At 28.2% G+C, this 17,952-nt stretch carries 23 protein-coding genes and 1 riboswitch; of the genes, 15 read left to right on the top strand and 8 right to left on the bottom strand.

The features are described from left to right. The first annotated feature begins 60 nt into the window (after positions 1-60). The 9 genes from P344_RS05810 to P344_RS05770 all read left to right on the top strand — a co-directional run bounded on the left by P344_RS05810 (position 61) and on the right by P344_RS05770 (position 5,428). On the top strand, positions 61-198 hold the full coding sequence (locus P344_RS05810; protein WP_169728181.1) for a hypothetical protein: 138 nt from the start codon (positions 61-63) through the stop codon (positions 196-198). Between the two features lie 20 nt (positions 199-218). Next, positions 219-545, top strand: coding sequence for a hypothetical protein (locus P344_RS05805; protein WP_025331919.1), 327 nt, complete (start codon positions 219-221; stop codon positions 543-545). 52 nt (positions 546-597) lie between these two features. Beyond that, positions 598-1,062: a hypothetical protein gene (locus P344_RS05800; protein ID WP_156028602.1), complete on the top strand. Its 465-nt coding sequence runs from the start codon at positions 598-600 to the stop codon at positions 1,060-1,062. Positions 1,063-1,297: 235 nt separating this feature from the next. Next, positions 1,298-1,525: a hypothetical protein gene (locus tag P344_RS05795; protein ID WP_025317933.1), complete on the top strand. Its 228-nt coding sequence runs from the start codon at positions 1,298-1,300 to the stop codon at positions 1,523-1,525. 368 nt (positions 1,526-1,893) lie between these two features. Next, a complete protein-coding gene (locus P344_RS05790) occupies positions 1,894-2,448 on the top strand; it encodes a hypothetical protein (RefSeq protein ID WP_025317932.1) in 555 nt (184 codons plus the stop codon). Between the two features lie 512 nt (positions 2,449-2,960). Beyond that, the gene (locus P344_RS05785) at positions 2,961-3,155 is read left to right on the top strand and encodes a hypothetical protein (protein ID WP_025317931.1); all 195 of its coding nucleotides are present in this window, start codon (positions 2,961-2,963) and stop codon (positions 3,153-3,155) included. A gap of 71 nt (positions 3,156-3,226) precedes the next feature. Next, a riboswitch (purine riboswitch) is annotated at positions 3,227-3,324 on the top strand. A gap of 69 nt (positions 3,325-3,393) precedes the next feature. Continuing rightward, a complete protein-coding gene (gene guaB, locus P344_RS05780) occupies positions 3,394-4,839 on the top strand; it encodes an IMP dehydrogenase (protein ID WP_081717413.1) in 1,446 nt (481 codons plus the stop codon). A 127-nt stretch (positions 4,840-4,966) separates the two neighbouring features. After that, positions 4,967-5,146, top strand: coding sequence for a hypothetical protein (locus P344_RS05775; protein WP_025317929.1), 180 nt, complete (start codon positions 4,967-4,969; stop codon positions 5,144-5,146). 3 nt (positions 5,147-5,149) lie between these two features. Next, complete coding sequence (locus tag P344_RS05770) at positions 5,150-5,428, top strand: hypothetical protein (RefSeq protein WP_025317928.1); 279 nt, start codon at positions 5,150-5,152, stop codon at positions 5,426-5,428. Between the two features lie 609 nt (positions 5,429-6,037). Here P344_RS05770 and P344_RS05760 read toward each other — a convergent pair. From P344_RS05760 to P344_RS05755, 3 genes are all read right to left on the bottom strand, one after another. Then, entirely contained in the window at positions 6,038-6,259 is a 222-nt protein-coding gene (locus P344_RS05760; RefSeq protein WP_025317926.1) for a hypothetical protein, read from the bottom strand. A gap of 580 nt (positions 6,260-6,839) precedes the next feature. Continuing rightward, entirely contained in the window at positions 6,840-7,175 is a 336-nt protein-coding gene (locus tag P344_RS06920; RefSeq protein WP_148552345.1) for a hypothetical protein, read from the bottom strand. Between the two features lie 232 nt (positions 7,176-7,407). After that, on the bottom strand, positions 7,408-7,776 hold the full coding sequence (locus P344_RS05755) for a hypothetical protein (RefSeq protein WP_025317924.1): 369 nt from the start codon (positions 7,774-7,776) through the stop codon (positions 7,408-7,410). A 502-nt stretch (positions 7,777-8,278) separates the two neighbouring features. Here P344_RS05755 and rpmH point away from each other — a divergent pair. Genes rpmH through P344_RS05740 form a run of 4 tightly spaced genes read left to right on the top strand, consistent with a single transcriptional unit; the run spans position 8,279 to position 10,646 of the window. Beyond that, positions 8,279-8,413, top strand: coding sequence for a 50S ribosomal protein L34 (rpmH, locus tag P344_RS06420; protein ID WP_081717420.1), 135 nt, complete (start codon positions 8,279-8,281; stop codon positions 8,411-8,413). 37 nt (positions 8,414-8,450) lie between these two features. After that, the gene (rnpA, locus tag P344_RS05750) at positions 8,451-8,768 is read left to right on the top strand and encodes a ribonuclease P protein component (protein ID WP_025317923.1); all 318 of its coding nucleotides are present in this window, start codon (positions 8,451-8,453) and stop codon (positions 8,766-8,768) included. A 16-nt stretch (positions 8,769-8,784) separates the two neighbouring features. Beyond that, a complete protein-coding gene (gene yidC, locus P344_RS05745; protein WP_025317922.1) occupies positions 8,785-10,059 on the top strand; it encodes a membrane protein insertase YidC in 1,275 nt (424 codons plus the stop codon). A gap of 2 nt (positions 10,060-10,061) precedes the next feature. Then, positions 10,062-10,646: a hypothetical protein gene (locus tag P344_RS05740; protein WP_025317921.1), complete on the top strand. Its 585-nt coding sequence runs from the start codon at positions 10,062-10,064 to the stop codon at positions 10,644-10,646. 74 nt (positions 10,647-10,720) lie between these two features. Here the strand turns inward: P344_RS05740 and P344_RS05735 are convergent, their stop codons facing one another. Continuing rightward, positions 10,721-11,011 (bottom strand): hypothetical protein, encoded by a 291-nt coding sequence (locus tag P344_RS05735; protein ID WP_025317920.1) that lies wholly within the window; start codon positions 11,009-11,011, stop codon positions 10,721-10,723. A 147-nt stretch (positions 11,012-11,158) separates the two neighbouring features. Here P344_RS05735 and mnmE point away from each other — a divergent pair, with 147 nt between their 5' ends. Both mnmE and P344_RS05725 read left to right on the top strand, forming a co-directional pair. Then, complete coding sequence (gene mnmE / locus P344_RS05730; RefSeq protein WP_025317919.1) at positions 11,159-12,505, top strand: tRNA uridine-5-carboxymethylaminomethyl(34) synthesis GTPase MnmE; 1,347 nt, start codon at positions 11,159-11,161, stop codon at positions 12,503-12,505. Positions 12,506-12,517: 12 nt separating this feature from the next. Continuing rightward, entirely contained in the window at positions 12,518-13,291 is a 774-nt protein-coding gene (locus P344_RS05725; protein ID WP_025317918.1) for a TatD family hydrolase, read from the top strand. Positions 13,292-13,357: 66 nt separating this feature from the next. Here P344_RS05725 and mreB (P344_RS05720) read toward each other — a convergent pair whose 3' ends face one another. From mreB (P344_RS05720) to mreB (P344_RS05705), 4 genes are all read right to left on the bottom strand, one after another. Beyond that, positions 13,358-14,410, bottom strand: a complete 1,053-nt coding sequence (gene mreB / locus P344_RS05720; protein ID WP_025317917.1) for a rod shape-determining protein — start codon at positions 14,408-14,410, stop codon at positions 13,358-13,360. Positions 14,411-14,503: 93 nt separating this feature from the next. Further along, positions 14,504-15,553: a rod shape-determining protein gene (mreB, locus tag P344_RS05715; RefSeq protein WP_025317916.1), complete on the bottom strand. Its 1,050-nt coding sequence runs from the start codon at positions 15,551-15,553 to the stop codon at positions 14,504-14,506. Between the two features lie 317 nt (positions 15,554-15,870). After that, positions 15,871-16,605 (bottom strand): hypothetical protein, encoded by a 735-nt coding sequence (locus P344_RS05710; protein ID WP_025317915.1) that lies wholly within the window; start codon positions 16,603-16,605, stop codon positions 15,871-15,873. A gap of 76 nt (positions 16,606-16,681) precedes the next feature. Further along, positions 16,682-17,740 (bottom strand): rod shape-determining protein, encoded by a 1,059-nt coding sequence (gene mreB / locus P344_RS05705; RefSeq protein ID WP_025317914.1) that lies wholly within the window; start codon positions 17,738-17,740, stop codon positions 16,682-16,684. Positions 17,741-17,952: the final 212 nt, after the last annotated feature.

Genomic DNA, 17,952 nt, shown 5'->3' with positions numbered 1-17,952 from the left:
ATGTGCTTTAGCTACCATTGTTCAATCATTAGTAGAATATTAGGCGCATTAGCCTTAGGGGTGACTGGCCTTATTATTGGAGTTGTAGTAATCATTTTCTGAATTTATGCCGAAATTTTTGCTGCCATTGATGCTGGGCTCGGGATTGGTTTTGAAATTATTTTATTTGTTGTGTTAGTACATGTATGACCACAATAATTTAATTAAAGTTTATTTTTATGAAAAAAATCCTACTAACCATTCTCACTCTCCCAATTTTGGGTGGGGGTTGAATTGGCAATAATAATTTTAAAACTAATAGTCCTTCGATTAAAAGTACTGTGAACTTATTAAATAATCACTTTGGAACAACCGATGATAATTGTAATATTATTTTTAATACTGATCTTCGTAATGGGTCAAGTCATTATGTTACCTATGATTTAACAGTGATTAAAAATGTTTTACTCCCTACTTTCACTGCTAATCAAATTAATATGATTAAAACAATTTTTGAAGTTAATAATGATCAATTATTAATAATTGATGATTGTCATTTAAATTAAAATAGTTTACCAACTGCATTTGGTTGAAAATAAAATTGAATATTATAATGCAATGTTTACACAAATTATTGATATCAAAAAAGAATTTAGTATAACAATTCCCCAAACTGAGGATAATTCTTTTAACGAAGACCACGAAAATGGTTATGATGTTATTAATATTACTGGTAACCAAGAGGCTCGCTATGAATTTAGTCTTCCGCACACTGAGGATAAAACATCACAATTATTATGAACATTTTACTATGCGTATAAAAATTATTATTTAAAAAAATTAATTACTTGCCAGGATTATATTTTAGATTGTGAAAATATTTTATTAAATGATTTTAAAGATTTGCTTTTTACCGTTGATCAAGTTATTTATTTAGCACCAATAATAGCAAATTCCATGAATAACGGACAAGTTTTTAATTGGGAAGCTAATATTAGAAATGTTAGTGATTGTAGTTTGGCAATTATTATTTCGACAGGTAGCAATAGTGTCGTTGGTTATTATACTGTTTATAATTCTTAAGGAAGTGATAACATGAAAAGGTTATTAATATTGCTGAGAAACAAATATTATTGGATTAACCCCAAGTATTTATCATTCAAATCTGATTCGTAATTCGCCTATTAGTGCGGAAGCTCCTAATACTGAAATTTTAAAATGATTTAATACTGCGGAAAATAAACTACTGAATGGGACTAGTTTAATTGCTAATTATTCTGCTTTTGGTAATCGGATTTATACATTTGATTTAAATAGTTTGTACACAAATAATAATCCGATTGTTAAAACTGCTTATAGTGTGGTCGATGATGGTCAGTTAGTTGATAATACTAATCAGATTAAAGATAAATTATCACTTGATGTACAACAACATCTATCCTCATATCAGTTATTGTGAATGAACCAACTAACATTATCAGAATTTGTATTAAATTCGCTTTTTACAATTACTGATAGTTCTTCTACTAATATTTTATTTGAGTAAATTCTAATATCTCGGCAGACACCACTGTTGGATGATATGCATGAAGTTTTTCATTAGAAAGAAATGCCCAATTAAAAAATTCCCCAGCGGCTGAATTAATCTATGATTATAGTATGCATACTAAATAAAGCAGATTTTACCACTGCAATAACGAATGATTTTTTGAGTGATACTACTAGGAGTAAGTTAACTACTGACCAAAAAAGTGAATTAATAAATATTTTATGAACTAAACAATAATTTTCTAATTTTGATGAGACCTTTTTCACAATGATTAAAAAATATCAGATGAATCTTAATACCTATATTGGTTTTGTAACTGATCAAAATGATAATCTTCTTGGTTTTTCTGGAATGGGCGTGATATAATGCCACGAATTAATAATTATTGAAAATTAATCTTATTATTAATGATGCCACTTATTAGTTTAATGCCAAACTATGGATTAAATATTGTTAAAGATGATCCAGTTAAAACTAATAATGATCTTGTTAATAATGTTTATAATAAGTTTGGTTTTGCTCATAATTTTATTGTTGGGAAAGTTTATAATAATCTAAGTTATACTTATCTTTATAATTTATCCATGATCCCATATCCGATTTCTAAAACTGGCTTTTATGTTGCAACTGACCAAGTCAATAGTGAGAAATTAGAAATTAATATGGATGGTTTTAATTGAAATAAATTGCCGCTTAATGTTCAACAAAATAAATTTTATTATTTAAATTTATGGACTACTACTATTAATAATGAAAAACAGTTAATTCAATTTGAAACTGATCCGCTTAATCCCCCTTCTCAGAGTAATATGTTAAATAAAACTAGTTTTGGTTATCAACTTACTTTTAATAAACTATTTTATTATGACATTTCCAATTTATTTTTAGACCGACGAATTTATGTTAAAGGTGATCAATAAATTAGTAACTTAATTTATCAAATGCTAAAATCAGATAAATACCAGTTTAAACTAGATAATAAATTATCTGATGATATGTTACAAAACTTTAGTAGTAATTTTTGACAAACAGTTAAAAATAATAATTTTAATTTTTAAGAAAATAAGAAAGATATATATTTTTTTTAAAAACAAAAGGAGAAAAAAATCAATAAAAAAGCTTTTAAGCGATCCTAGGAGATGTTGTTTTAACAGCAACTGGTGCTTAATTAGTTGTTTCATGTAATGGGGGAAAGCCATCAGAAAAAAATCCATCAACTTTAGATGGTAAAATATTTCAAACAAGTTTAGCAGAATTAAATAAAATTACAAAAGATAATTCAGCTAGCTGAGGTTTAGACAAAGATGTTTTAGGTTATTTAATTAGTACATTAGCTTCAATTAATAACAAATAAACAATAGCTGATGGGTATAATATTCAAAATACAAAAATAGCTGAATATTTACACCAATGTGAAAGTGTTAAATGAGAAGTGCCAGTTACTATCAAAGATAAAGAAGGTAAGGATGTAACTTTATATATTACTGATACTAATAAAACGCCTTTACAAGAAGGATATATAATTAAAATGACTTTAACAGTTTTAACTTATAAAAAAAATGATCAAGGAAAAACTGTTGTCGATAAAACTTTTAACCCAGTTATTACAATGACAATCACAGTGTAATTTGACTTTAAAATTAGTAATGAGAATTACTAATTTTTTATTTTATTTATTTTTTATTTTGTTATAATTTACCTAATTTAATATCGGATACCTATATAAGCTAGTAATATGGTCTAGTGTTTCTACAATTAACCGTAAATTAATTACTATGGTAAAATTATGTAATTTTTATTTTACATGTAATTTTTTAGTTTTATAATGGGTAGGTTTGAATAAAAAAAGAAAGGTGATGTGTAAAATGAAAATTAGAAAAACTTATACATTTGATGATTTACTTCTTGTCCCCCAAAAATCAGAAGTCTTACCAAACCAAGTAAATTTAGCAACCAAATTAACAAAGAATATTACTTTAAATATTCCTTTTTTATCAGCGGCAATGGACACCGTGACCGAATCTAAAATGGCAATTGCCCTTGCTCGGGAAGGAGGAATTGGGATTATTCATAAAAACTTAACAATTCAACAACAAGTGGAAGAAGTTGAAAAAGTAAAACGCAATGAATCGGGTTTTATTATTGATCCCATTACGTTATCTCCAACAGCTAATATTAACGAAGCTGAAAAAATTATGGCGCAATACCGTATTTCTGGATTACCAGTCGTTGATGAAAATAAAAAATTATTAGGAATTATTACCAACCGTGATATCAGAGCTTGCCAAGATTTTAATGAGCCGGTCGCTAATTATATGACTTCTCAAAATTTAGTAACAACCAAAGAAAATATTAGTCTAGAAGTTGCCAAAGAAATTTTGTTAAAAAACCGGATTGAAAAATTACCAATTATTAATGATGATAATGTTTTAACCGGGTTAATTACGATTAAGGATATTAATAATAAAGAAGAATATCCCTTTGCTTGTAAAGATGACCAAGGAAGATTAAGAGTTGGGGCCGCTGTGGGAGTTGGTCCAGAAACTTTAGAACGTGTCGATGCACTTGTTGCTAGTCATGTTGATGTTATTGTTGTTGACTCTGCCCATGGACATAGTAATGGTATTATTGCAATGGTTAAGAAGATTCGAACTAAGTATCCACAGTTAGATATTATTGCGGGAAATATTGTGACCAAACAAGCAGCCTTAGATTTAATTAATGCTGGTGCTAGTGCTTTAAAAGTGGGGATTGGCCCAGGTAGCATTTGTACAACCCGGGTTATCGCTGGAGTTGGTGTGCCCCAAATTAGTGCAATTAATAATGTTTATGAAGTTGCAAAAGAAAAAGATATCCCAGTCATTGCGGATGGGGGTATTAAATATTCTGGTGATGTTGTTAAAGCTTTAGCAGCCGGTGCTAACGCCGTTATGATGGGCTCAATTTTTGCTTCAAGTGATGAAGCACCCGGTGAAGAGTTAATAATTGATGGGAAAAAATACAAAATATATATGGGGATGGGCTCACTGGTTGCTATGAAACGGGGAAGTGCTGATCGCTATTTCCAAAATAAAGATAAAAAACTAGTTCCCGAAGGAGTCGAAGGACGAGTTCTTTTAAAAGGAAAAGTTAGTGATATTCTCTTCCAATTTGTTGGTGGTCTGCGCAGTGGTTTTGGTTATTGTGGTGCTAAAGACATTCTCGCTTTACAAAAAACTGCTGAATTTGTTGAAATTTCAAACAATGGTTTAAAAGAATCACATCCCCACGATATTACAATTGTTAAACAGCCACCAAATTATACAAAATAAGATTTTATGATTCATCTTTAGTTTAACTTAAAGATGAATTTTTTCTTTTTTTGTAAAAAATATCTTAGTTTATTGATAATAATTAGATTTATTTTTGATGTATTATATAATTAAAAGGAGGGTTTTTATGAAAAATTTATTTAAGATTTTAACTTTCCTATGTTTAACTACAACTTTAATATTACCCGTTATCAGTTGTCATTCCCAAAGACCAAAGTTTGGTAACAATGAAGATCCTTCCTGTCAAGAAATCATTGCGGAAAAATATTATCAAGAAAAATATTTACAATTAGAAAAATACATCTAAGAAATGTCACAAATAGTATATTTCAATGATAAAAATCTTTTTGGTCCTTGGAATGGTAGTATTATAATTGATTTGCCCTATAATCCAAATACTATTATTGATTATGTATATAATAAATATACTTATGTTCCACTTTATTTTGAAAATCCAGCAGATGCTTATTTTGACAATGCTAATTTACGTTTAACATATTATTTTACTGGACAAATTTTAAATATTTTAGATAATAAAACAAATTGTGCTTTTAGTAATTATCTTAATGATTTTGATATTTATAAATAATATCCAGATTATATTAAAGATCAGATCATCGATGATCTTTAATATTGAAGCTGAAATTGAGCGGGTTGAGCCCAGTTTGACAAAAATAAACAAAGGAGGGCTTACTGAGTACCTGATAAGTTTGAAAATCAAAGAATTGGTTTTTGATATGAAATTGAATCTTTTGAAGGATGATCTAATAACACATATGTTGGGACATCTAATTTTTATAAGGATGTTTCTGCAGCTCACAGAGTTAGAACAGGAATTTATTTTTCTCCATGAGCAATTCGTGAAGGAATTATTGATGAAGATTTAATTGAACCAAATAGATATATCTTAAAAAAGGCACTAAATTAATGGAAGATGCTATTAAATTATTTACAAAGTATTTTCATAGTTCTAATTTTGTTAATTGTTGAGCTGGGGAGATGACAATTCCACTATTTTATAATTTAATTCCTGAAAAAACAATAAAATATAACTCATAAATTAATATGAGTCATATTTTATTTTCTTATTTTTTACAAAATAAAATTAGTTTGCTGCCATTTTCCACCATTGAGTATATTCCAGTTATTTTTATTTGAATTTCATCACTTTTGCCAGTGATACTAATTTCATAGGTTGTTATTTTTTATAGTCTTGTCAGTAATGTCCTAATTGAGTTGTCATACATGCACCCCATTCAATTTTTGTCTCTATAATATCACTATTAATTTTTGCTATTTTTAAAAATTTATCTGCTGTTCTTTCAAATTGTAGTTGTAAAAAATGTTGATCAATTAATTTTTTAATAATTATTTCTTTTGAAATTGATTTAAAATTACTATCTTCATTAATGTTATACATATGTTCCGTTCCTAAATCTATAAATCTTTTGAAATTCATAGTTGTAGTATCATCACTAAAAGTTATATTTCAATTAATATTAGGATTAGTAATTTGATTTTCTGTTAATTTAGCATAATCGTTTTGTTTTCCTAATTTAATAGAAGTATTTTGAAAAATTTTATTTTGTATAGATTCTAATTTTGCAATTAGCCGAAATTTTAATTTGAAAGATGATTTAAATTTACCATCAGAAATAATTTGGTTAGATTTTCCACTTGTATTTCCTAGTTTTACGTTATTTAATCAATTTTGTTTTGTATTTTCTGTTTTATTAATTGTTACATAAGAATTATCAATTGTTATTATTTAATTTAGCATCAATTCTAATATATTTATCAATATTTTTATTGTTAAATATTGGATCAGCAGAATTATATAAAATTCAAACTTAGAATTTAATTTCATAATAACTTGATCTATAACATAATCATATAGGTTTTCACTATATTTTCCAATCTCTAAAGTATTATAATCAGTCCTAAAATCATAACCAGAATTTACGGGATTGTTAACATTTTATTTTCTAAAATTCCTTGCTTTAGTGTCCAGTTGTAATTATTTGAATGCTAAAATCAATTCCTGTTGTATTCTGATTAGCATATAAATTATACCAATCATGAACATTATATGTTTTTAAATCATCTCATTGAATAATCCATTTATTTGCAATAAGAAAAATTTTAATGGCATTATTTTTTAACATCGTGCTAAATGGTCTGATATATGCACTAAAATTAGTATTTTTTTCAACGAAAAAACTATATAAAGAATCTAACCCATATTGATAATAATTTATTGTTGAATTTTTAATTCCTAAAATTAATTCTTGTAATAAAGTTTCAGGGATATTTTTTTGTAATATTATCCAAATCAATTGGTAATTGTAATGCATTTGCATTATTATCAAATAATGATTGGAATTTAGTTAAATCAATTTCTGGATATTTATCAGTCACTTTTAAAACTACAGAAAAACTAGTAGTTTCTATAAAATATTTACTGATAGATAAGTCAGTTATCATAACGAAATATTTTTTGTCTTGTCTTCATTAGGAGCTGGAATTGTATAACTATTACCAATAATTTGAAATTCCATTTCATGGTTTCTAAAATATTTGACAATATCAATACTTTCTGGATTTTCTTCACCTAATTTTGTATATAAGGTCTTTTAAGATAGGCTTATCATTATCTGTTAAATTGCTTACTGTAATTGGTTTAAGAATAATATTTCCTAAATCAGTAATGTTATCTAACATTACTAAGACATGGACGGTACCAGTATATAATTCATCATTAGTTTTTGCGGTAATTTGCAAAAGAAAATCACTGTAGTAATCTGGTTTTGGCATTATAATATCTTTTCAAAAATCTTCAAAATGTGTTTTGTCAGCAAAAATTTTATTTTGTTGAGCTAATAGTGGTCAAATTTGGTAAGATACTATTTCAGCAGGATCACCATAGTAGGGTCACAAGGTTTCTAATTGGTGCTAAAACAAGTCCTGAAATATTGTGTTTCTCTATTTTTTGCAACTGAACAGAATTATCCTGTTCTTCAATATTACTAAAATTTTCTTTGATTTACTTAATAATATTATAATTTAAAACAATAAACTAAGATATTTTTTACAAAAAAAGAAAAAATTTATCACTAGGAGTACTTCCTAACATTGCTGCACACATACTAATATATAAAAGCTTTTTCATATGTAACCGTTCTCCTCTCTTCAATAAATAAAATAAAGATTTGCTATATTTATTTACCTTTATATTAACTATTTTTCTTTAATTTTCAATAATATTGGGAATATTTTACAAAATTATTTTTATAAAATATTTTATTATGATAAAAAATAATTCAGAAATCTAGTAATTTTTAAATAATTTTTAGACAAAACATAATATTTTCGTTGATATTTTTCAACAATTATTATATTATTTATATGATGTCTTAATGTATTAAGGAGGTGCTTATTTATCAAAAGAACATGACAACCAAGCAAAATTAAGCATAAAAGAACTCATGGTTTTAGAGCTAGAATGCAATCAGAATCAGGAAGAAAAGTATTAAGTAGAAGAAGAACAAAAGGAAGAAAAGTATTATCAGCCTAATGCTTTTTGACTACTTTATTTTTGTGGTTTTACAATAGTGAAAAAAAAATTTACTGTTAAGAAAAATCATGAATTTCAAAATATTATTAATAAGGGTTCTCTTTTAAAAACAAATGAATATTTTATTTATTATAAAAAGAATAACTTAACTTATCATCGATTCGGAATCTCGGTTGGTAAAAAATTAGGTAATGCGGTTATAAGAAATAAAATAAAAAGGCAAATTCGCAGTATGTTAAATATAGATTATAGCACCTCTCATAGTTATGATTATATAATTATTGTTCGAAAGAATTATTTTAATAATAGTTATGAAGATAATAAGAACATACTTTTAAACAGTATTATTAAATAGAAAAGGAGGGGACTTTGTGAACTACCGAGATTATATCTTTGCTGATGGGAAGAAAAACCGTAAGCCTTGATACTCAATCACCTGAAAGTGGACTAAGCTAATTTTATATTTATTTTTATTACTTTCAATGTTATGAGGCTGTGGACAGATGATGGTAAGTAAATTTAACGTGTGACAAATTACTGATGTTACTGGCCAATCTGTTTATAAACCCGGGGTTTTCTTTGAAATCTTAGTGGGAACGGTTAATGTGGGGAAAGAACATTTCTTCCATATTGTTGATGGAAAAATCTATGAATATTCATATTTAGGAATTCAAACATGATCCGAAGCCTTTACAAAGACCCAGTCTCCTTTCTATGGTTGTTTCGTATTCCCGGTTGCCTGGATAATGGTTAAAATTATTGATGGTTTTGGTGGTTTATCAAACGGAGCAGGAATTATTGGGGCGATCTTTATTACCTCATTAATGGTGCGGTTAATTACCTTAATGTTTAGTTGAAAAGCACAGAAAAACCAAGATAAAATGCAATTATTACAAATTAAGCAAGCTGAAATTCAGGCAAAATATAAGGGCTCAAAAGAACCTACGGTAAAACAAAAGCAACAAATGGAAATGATGCAACTTTATCGGAAGGAAGGGGTTTCACCGCTGTCAACAATTGGATCATCCTTCTTATCGATTCCGTTCTTGATTGCGATGTATACCGTGGTTAAATCAGCACGGGACTTAAAAATGGCAACTATTGGCCAAGTTTCTTTAATTGAAAAACCGTGAGATATGATTACGAGTGGTCATTACATTTATTTAGTTATTTTATTTGTATATTTACCAATTCAAATTGTATCAATGTTATTGTCAACCATCTTAAACCTAAAGAAAACCAAAGCTATTTCCAAAGAGCAGAAAAAAGCCCGCAAGAAACAATTTATTATGCAAGGGGTAATGATTATTGTCTTCTTCATTGTTACAATTAGTATTGCGGCAGGGGTAGCTATCTACTGGATTTTCTCAGCGTTTATTCAAATTTTACAAACCCTTGGGTTCCATTACTTACGGGTTCGTAAACGTAAAAAAGGTAAAGATAAAAACATGATTTTCCAAAAAATTAAAGGGTTGTTTAAAAAGAAAAATGTTTACCAAACTACAAGTGCGGAAACGATTCATGTTACTCCAAAGAAAAAAACCAAAACGGGTGATCAGGTTCCTTATAATCCGATTGCTCCTAAAAATAAAAATAAAACAAAATTTTCTTTACACAATAAGAATAAAAAAAGAGACAAAAAATAACGATGATGATTAAAATATTTAAAAACTATGAAGAAATTAAAAAATATTTAAATACTTTATCTGATAAACATTATTATAATGTTGAAAATACAGTTAAAAAATTTTTTAGCAAAAAAATTACTGTATTAATTTATCAGATTCAAGATGTCACTACCGTTGTTGACCAATGGTTACGGGGTATTTTCCAAAACATTTTACTAATCAACAATAGTGAAATGTTTTTTTCCGTTAAAAGCCGAACTATTAACATTCGGATTTTGTTTTGTCAGCAGAATGATAGTTATGACAATTTAGTTGAAATTTTAACTAATTTAATGCATGTTTATATTAGTCGAAAATTTCAAAATAATTTTTATTTAAATATTCAGTTGCAAAATATTAAAAATGAGTTTTTACTTTTAATTAATAAATGAGCCAATGAAGTGGTGCAAACTAAAAATGAATTAATTCTTCCTGCCTTACCACTTGAAAAACGTAAAATAGTTCACCAGGTTATTAGTCGTTTTACCCACTTAACTTCAAAATCAATTAAAATTAATAATAGTGATGATAAAAAAATTATTATTAAATATAAAACAACTAAGTAAACGATTTTATTTGTAAAAATGTTAGCATGTTAGCATTGTTAAAAAAGAACAATGATTTCATTTCCGGTTGCTAATTAGTGATATATTTTTGAATTTCCTTTGATATGCACTTTGGCATATTCTTTGACATTTGAATCAAGGAATACAAAAAGTTCAGTAATAACTACTTTTGGATTTTTCGCTTTAATATATATTAAAATAACATCCGGAATTATGGCCGGAATTTTTCCTAAATCGGTTACTGTTAACACATCTTCTAAGTTTATTAAATTATTACTTGTTGCATGATTGTTGCAAGATATCATATTCGTAGTTATAGATGTTATAAAAGTTATTGCTCCGACCAAACCCAAGATTTTCTTCATGTTAAATTTTCGCTTTCTATTTATGATAAATAATTTACTTTTATTTTTATTTTTATTTTATCAATAAAATAAAATTTTATTCAAATAATTGCACCGAATTTATTGTTTATTTTTGGTATAATTTGTTATGTTAAAAGGGTGATTAAAATGATTAATGACACAATTGTTGCACCAGCAACAAGTATGATGAACCAAGCAATTTCAATAATTCGTCTTTCGGGACCAGACGCTTTTCCTATTATTAATAAGATTTTTTCGAAAGTAGTTAAACCCCATAAAAATGAAATTCATTATGGTTTTATTAAAGATGGTGAAGAAACATTAGATCAAGTTTTATTAATGTGTTTTGAAACTCCTAATTCTTTTACGGGAGAAGATGTAATTGAAATAAACTGCCACGGGGGAGTCTATATTACTAATAAAATTTTAAAGTTATTGTTAAAAAATGGTGCTCGTTTAGCTAACCGGGGGGAATTTTCCCAACGAGCTTTTTTAAATGGCAAAATTAACTTAATTCAAGCCGAAGCCATTAATGATCTTGTCCATGCCACAAATGACCAGAGTGCTAAAATTGCGATTAGTAATTTACAAAATAAGAATATTAGTGTTATTAATAATTTTCGGAATGATTTGCTAGATATTATCGCTAATATTGAGGTAAATATTGATTATCCTGAATATGATGGGGTCGGTGACTTAACTGTTGGTGAACTCCATGAAAAGTTGAAGGTTTTATCTAATAAAGTTGCGGAAATTATCGCTTTAAGTAAAATTGGTAAAGTAGTAAATGATGGGGTTAATTTAGTAATCTTAGGACAACCTAATGTTGGTAAGTCATCGCTTTTAAACGCATTACTAAACGAAGATAAAGCAATTGTTTCTGATACCCCTGGAACAACCCGAGACATTGTTGAAGGACGGGTTAATATTGGAAACTTAACTTTAAATCTTACTGATACAGCTGGAATTCGCACAACCGATAATGAAATTGAACAAATTGGAATTAATAAAGCGAAAAAACAAATTACCTTAGCTGATTTAGTATTACTAGTATTTGATAGTACGCGTTCTTTATCACTAGAAGAACAAGAATTATTAGAGTTAACAAAAAATAAAAAACGAATTATTATTATTAATAAAATTGATTTAAATCCTCATCACCAATATCACTTCCCAGCGGATCACCAAATTGAAATTGCGGCAATTAGACGCGATATTAAACCCTTAATTAATAAGATTAATGAATTGTTTAGTACTGATCAGTTATTTAAGGATGACACAATTATTTTAAGCAATATAAAACAAATTTCTATCCTTGAGAATGTAGAAAAATCTTTGAAAAATGCATATAATAATAGTACAGTTGGATTTCCTGTTGATATTGTTAATGTTGATTTATATGAATCATGAAATCTACTGGGAGAATTGTTAGGAGAAAGTTACGATGATAATTTGCTAGACACAATGTTTAGTAAATATTGTCTTGGAAAGTAAGAGGAAAAATATATGGCTGGGATCTTTGATACACATTGTCATTTAATGTCAGAAGAATATAATTTCGATGAGACATCAGAAACTATTGAAGAGGCAAGAATTAGTGGGGTTGTATTATTAAATAATGTTGGATATGATATTAAATCAAGCGAAGCAGCAGTCCGCCAAGCTTTACAATATGATAGTGTTTATGCAACGGTCGGGATTCATCCTACTGATGTTGCTCGTCATTCTTCAACAGATATTCAACGTTTAAATGAATTAAGCAATGCCAGTAAAGTTATTGCAATTGGGGAAATTGGCTTAGATTATTACCATAAAAATGTTTCACCCGAGTTACAAAAAGAATGATTCCGTAAACAAATCAAAATCGCAAAAGAACATGATTTACCAGTGGTAATTCATTGTCGTGATGCTTACGAAGATTGTTTTAAAATTCTATTAGAAGAAAAGGTAACTAAAGGTGTGATGCATTGTTATGGTGGGGATATTGTCATGGCCCAAAAATTCTTAGATTTAGGATTTTATATTTCATTTGCCGGGAATATTACTTTTAAAAATGCTGAAAATTTACGGGAAGTGGCCCGTTTAATTCCATTAAATAAATTATTAGTGGAAACTGATGCGCCATATTTAACACCTGATCCTTATCGTGGTGAAAAAAATTACCCTCGTTTTATTACTTATACTGTTAAAAAATTAGCAGAATTAAAAAAAATTCCGGTTGAAGAAATGATTAGAGTTACTACACGGAATGGGAAAAAAGTATTTGGCATTCAAGAATAACTGATTAAGAATTAATAATAAAAAACATTAGGTTAACCTAATGTTTTTTTAATTTTATGTTGTTAATTATTTTTTCTTCCCAATGCCAGCTAATAATCCTTTGTCATTGAAGTTATAGTAACCGTTTTCAATACGTTTTCTAATAACTTTTTCAAACGCTCTTGTTCCTTCAATAACACACATTAGCGGATCAGAAGCAGTTCTTGTTGGCAATTGGAAGATATCAAAGAAGTATTTATCAATATTTCTAATTAATGCTCCTCCTCCACAAATTGTGATACCATTACGCATGATATCTCCTGCTAATTCCGGAGGTGTATTTTCTAGTAATTCAATTACTAAGTCAGTAATTTTAGAAAAGGCATTTAATAAAACGTTTCTAATTTCATCAGAACTAATTTTAGCTTCTTTTGGTAATCCTGAAACAATGTCTCTTCCATAAATTTGCATTGCACGTTCATTGTGGTATTTAACTAATGAACCGATGTATTTTTTAACATCTTCAGCAGTTTTTTCCCCAATTGCAATGTTATATTCTGAACGAATATATTTACGGATATCATCATCAAAGTGATTTCCGGCAACTTTAATACTTCTAGCAACTACAATATCTCCTGATGAAATAATTGCTAAGTCAGTTGTTCCTCCCCCAATATCAATGATTAAGTTCCCTTGTGGTAAGTCAATATTGATTCCAGCTCCAATTGCTGCCATTTTAGCTTCTTCTTCAATAATAACTAAGTCAGCTCCCATATCTTGGGCAACGTTTTTTAAAGCTTCTCTTTCTAATTCAGTAACTCCACTTGGACATGCTAGTAAAACTACCGCATTTTTTCAAATATTCATCATTTTCATTCTTGAGAAAACGTGTTTTAATAAATCTTGTGCAGCTTCCATATCTGCGATAACTCCATCAACTAGGGGAGTCACCATTCTAATTTGGTCGTGTGTCTTTCCAATCATATCATAAGCTTCTTTCCCTAAAGCAATTAATTTATTGGTTTTAGTGTCGTAAGCCATTAATGATGGTTCATTATAGACAATCCCTTGACCAGAAACGTAAGCTAACACGTTAGCTGTTCCCAAGTCAAGTGAGATAAATGGTCTTTCTGGTTTCACGTTAATTTCCTCCTTAACATATTCTCTAAATATTATATCAAGAAAAAACCTCTATATTTTTAATTAAAGCGAATTTTTCTAAATATATCCTTTTTAGTAATCTAATTCTTTAACATGCATTTGTTCTTGACGTAAGATGTCATAGATATCAGATTCGAATTTTTTAGTACCATTAATAACCGCTAGTAATGGTTGTTCACCAACTTTTGATGGTAATTGTAATGTATCTGTGAAGTAACGATCAATTCCCTTAATCAATGCTCCTCCTCCACAAATTGTGATTCCATTTTTGAAGATATCTCCTGCCAATTCTGGTGGTGTTTCTTCTAATACTTGGACTGTTAAGTCAATAATTCTTGATACCGGTACTTTTAATACCTCTCTAACTTCTTCTGGAGTAACTTCGATTTCTCTTGGTAATCCTGAAACGACGTCACGTCCATAAACTTTCATTTTTCTTTCGTCTGGGTATTTTGCTAATGAACCAATTTCAATTTTAATTTGTTCAGCTGTTTTTGATCCTATTTCTAATCCATATTGTGAACGAATGAATTTTTGCATTTCATCGTTTAGATAGTTTCCAGCAACTTTTACTGATTTAGATAATACGATATCTCCTGAGGAAATAACAGCAATATCTGTTGTTCCCCCACCCATATCAACAACTAAGTTACCAGCAGGTTTGTAGATATCTACTCCTCCACCTAAGGCAGCCATTTTAACTTCTTCTTCAACGAAAACTTTAGTTGCTCCTAAGTTCATCGCGATTTTTTTCAACGCTGCTTTTTCTAGCTCAGTAATAACACTTGGACATGCTAATAGCATGATTGAGTGTTTTAGTTGTTTTGAGATACGTAATTTTCCGAAGATATATCTTAATTGAGCTTCAGTTGCTCTAATATCAGTAATAACTCCGTCAACCATTGGCCTTACAATACGAATTGATTTGTTACCTTTTCCGATCATTTTATAAGCTTCGATCCCTACAGCAATAATTCTGTTTTCTTTTATTCTGTAAGCTACGATTGATGGTTCGTTATAAATTACTCCTGAACCTGAAACATACACTAGTGTGTTTGCAGTTCCTAAGTCCATTGAAACGAAAGTTGGTTTTTTACTTTTGCCGCTATTAAATCCTGCCATTGTAAAAATTCCTCCCTTTTTCTTTTTCAATGTGTATAAACATAAACAATATCTAACATTAAAAAAATTCCCTATTAATGTCAGTAAAAAATGGATTGCAAGACTCTAATACACTGATATTAGAGTATACAACACTTTATAATTATAACATAAATTTTAAAAAAAAAGAATGCTCTTAGCAAGAGAACTTCTGGAAGATTTTAATTTAAATTATTATAATAAAAATTATTTTAAAAGTGAAATGTTCCTAGCATTTTTGTTGTTGATGATTCTTATAGTTGAACAAAAAATTAATGAATCTTTAAAATTAGCAATAATTAAATTGGATTAATAGTAGTGTTAATATTTAACGCAATGTTAAAATTTGGGGATAATACCACTTCAACATGAATTAAAGAGTCTACTAACGCATTAATGGTTTGATTAGCTGTTGATAAATCTAAAATATATGTTTTTAACACTGGATATAAATTTATTATTTGTTTATAATAATTTTCATAATCTGTTTTTATTTTACTTTTATATGCTTCAATAGCACTATTGGTTGAAATTTTATATTCAATTTTAATTGAACTATGTTCTTTTGAATAAGTATTAGTTAATAACCCACCTTGTAAAATGATCGGATTATAAATGGTTAAATAAGTGTAAATTAATTTAAAATCATTTTTATTTAATGGGTCAGTTTCACGTTCTAAACTATCAATGACTCTTGGATATCATGTTGGAGAAATATTATGAATACTAATTGTTCCAGGATCTAAGGATTTTCAATCACCACTTAAAACTAGTTGGTACATTGTTTTATCAATTAAATTAAATTGGGAAGCAATCAATAGTTGTTGAATAAACCAATAGTAATAATAGTACCAATTGGGGTCTTTATTAATTCGAAAAACAGAACCATAAATTGGTGCATCAGTTTTGGCATTAAAAGTTCAACTAGTAAAAGCTTGTTTAATTCGATTATCTAAGGTTAAACAACTAGTAACATTACTTGCTAAGCTACTCGTGAGAGTTAAACTAGTTAAGAGTGTTAAGATCTTTTTCATTTATTAATCATCCTTTATTGATAATTATTTTATATTAATTATTATATCGTGAAATAAAAAAATCACATGAAGTGATTTATTTATTTTTTTTATTTTCTTCAATTAAGCGATTTCTAATTTCTTTTTCATAAGCAATACACCCATCAATAACAGCAGTTTGTGGATTTTTAGCAATTTTAACTGGGATTTGGAAGTAACTTTCTAAAAATTCTTTCAATCCACTAATTAGTGCGCATCCACCACTAACTAGTAACCCGTTCATTACTGCATCTCCGGCTAATTCAGCTGGTGTTGATTCTAAAATATCAGTAACTAATTGAGTAATTGAAGAAAAAATACTAATTAATAATTTTCTAATTTCAGAGTCTAAGATTTCAGTTTCTTTTGGCATTCCAGTAACTACATCACGACCAAAGATTACCATTTTTTTTGTTTCTTTTCCTTTGTATAAAGAACCAATTTGTTTTTTAATTTGTTCAGCAGTTATTACTCCAATTGAGATAGTATGTTTTGCACGAATATATTTTAAAATTTCCTCGTCAATATAATTTCCTGCAATTTTAATTGATTTACTTACAACAATTCCTCCGGCAGAGATAATTCCTGCGCTGGTTTTACCACCACCAATGTCTAAAATAAATGTTCCTTTTGGAGCGAAAATGTTGGCACCAGCTCCTAATGCAGCCATTAGGGTATCTTCTTCAACTTGAACAAGATCAGCCCCTAAATGTTTACACATTTCAACCATTGCTCGGCGTTCTAATTCGGTAACACTTTTTGGACATGCAATTAAGACAATTGAGTCTTTTCAAACATCTTGAACTTTGGCACGGTTTCCAATATGTTGAATAAATTCTTCTGCAATTCTTAAATCAGTAATTGCTCCGTTTCTTAAGGGAGTATAAATTTCAATTTTATCATGTGTTTTTCCTATTAATTTACGAGCATTTTCCCCTAAGGAAACTAGTTTTTTAGTTCCTGTTTCATAAGCCATCACTGATGCTTCATTATAAATAATCCCTCTTCCTCCAATGTAAGCAATTGAATTTGTTGTCCCTAAGTCAATTGCAATAAATTTACGAGGTGGTTTAGGAGAAATATTAAATGTATTTTTTAATACGTCTGTTATAGCCATCTATGATTGTCTCCTTTCATATTGTCTCATTCTATTTTAAAAATAAAATTTCAATATAAATATCTTGTAACTTCTTACATATTCTCTTTATTCCTTAGATATCAAATAATTTTTTTTCTTACTATCAATACCAAGTAATTTTATTATACATATTATAATTTGTTTTACAAATACTTTTTTAAATAAAAACTTTTTTTTAAATATTTATTTCT

The sequence above is a fragment of the Spiroplasma mirum ATCC 29335 genome (assembly GCF_000565195.1).
GTDB lineage: Bacteria > Bacillota_I > Bacilli_A > Mycoplasmatales > Mycoplasmataceae > Spiroplasma > Spiroplasma mirum.
This window is presented reverse-complemented; position numbering and strand designations above follow the sequence as displayed.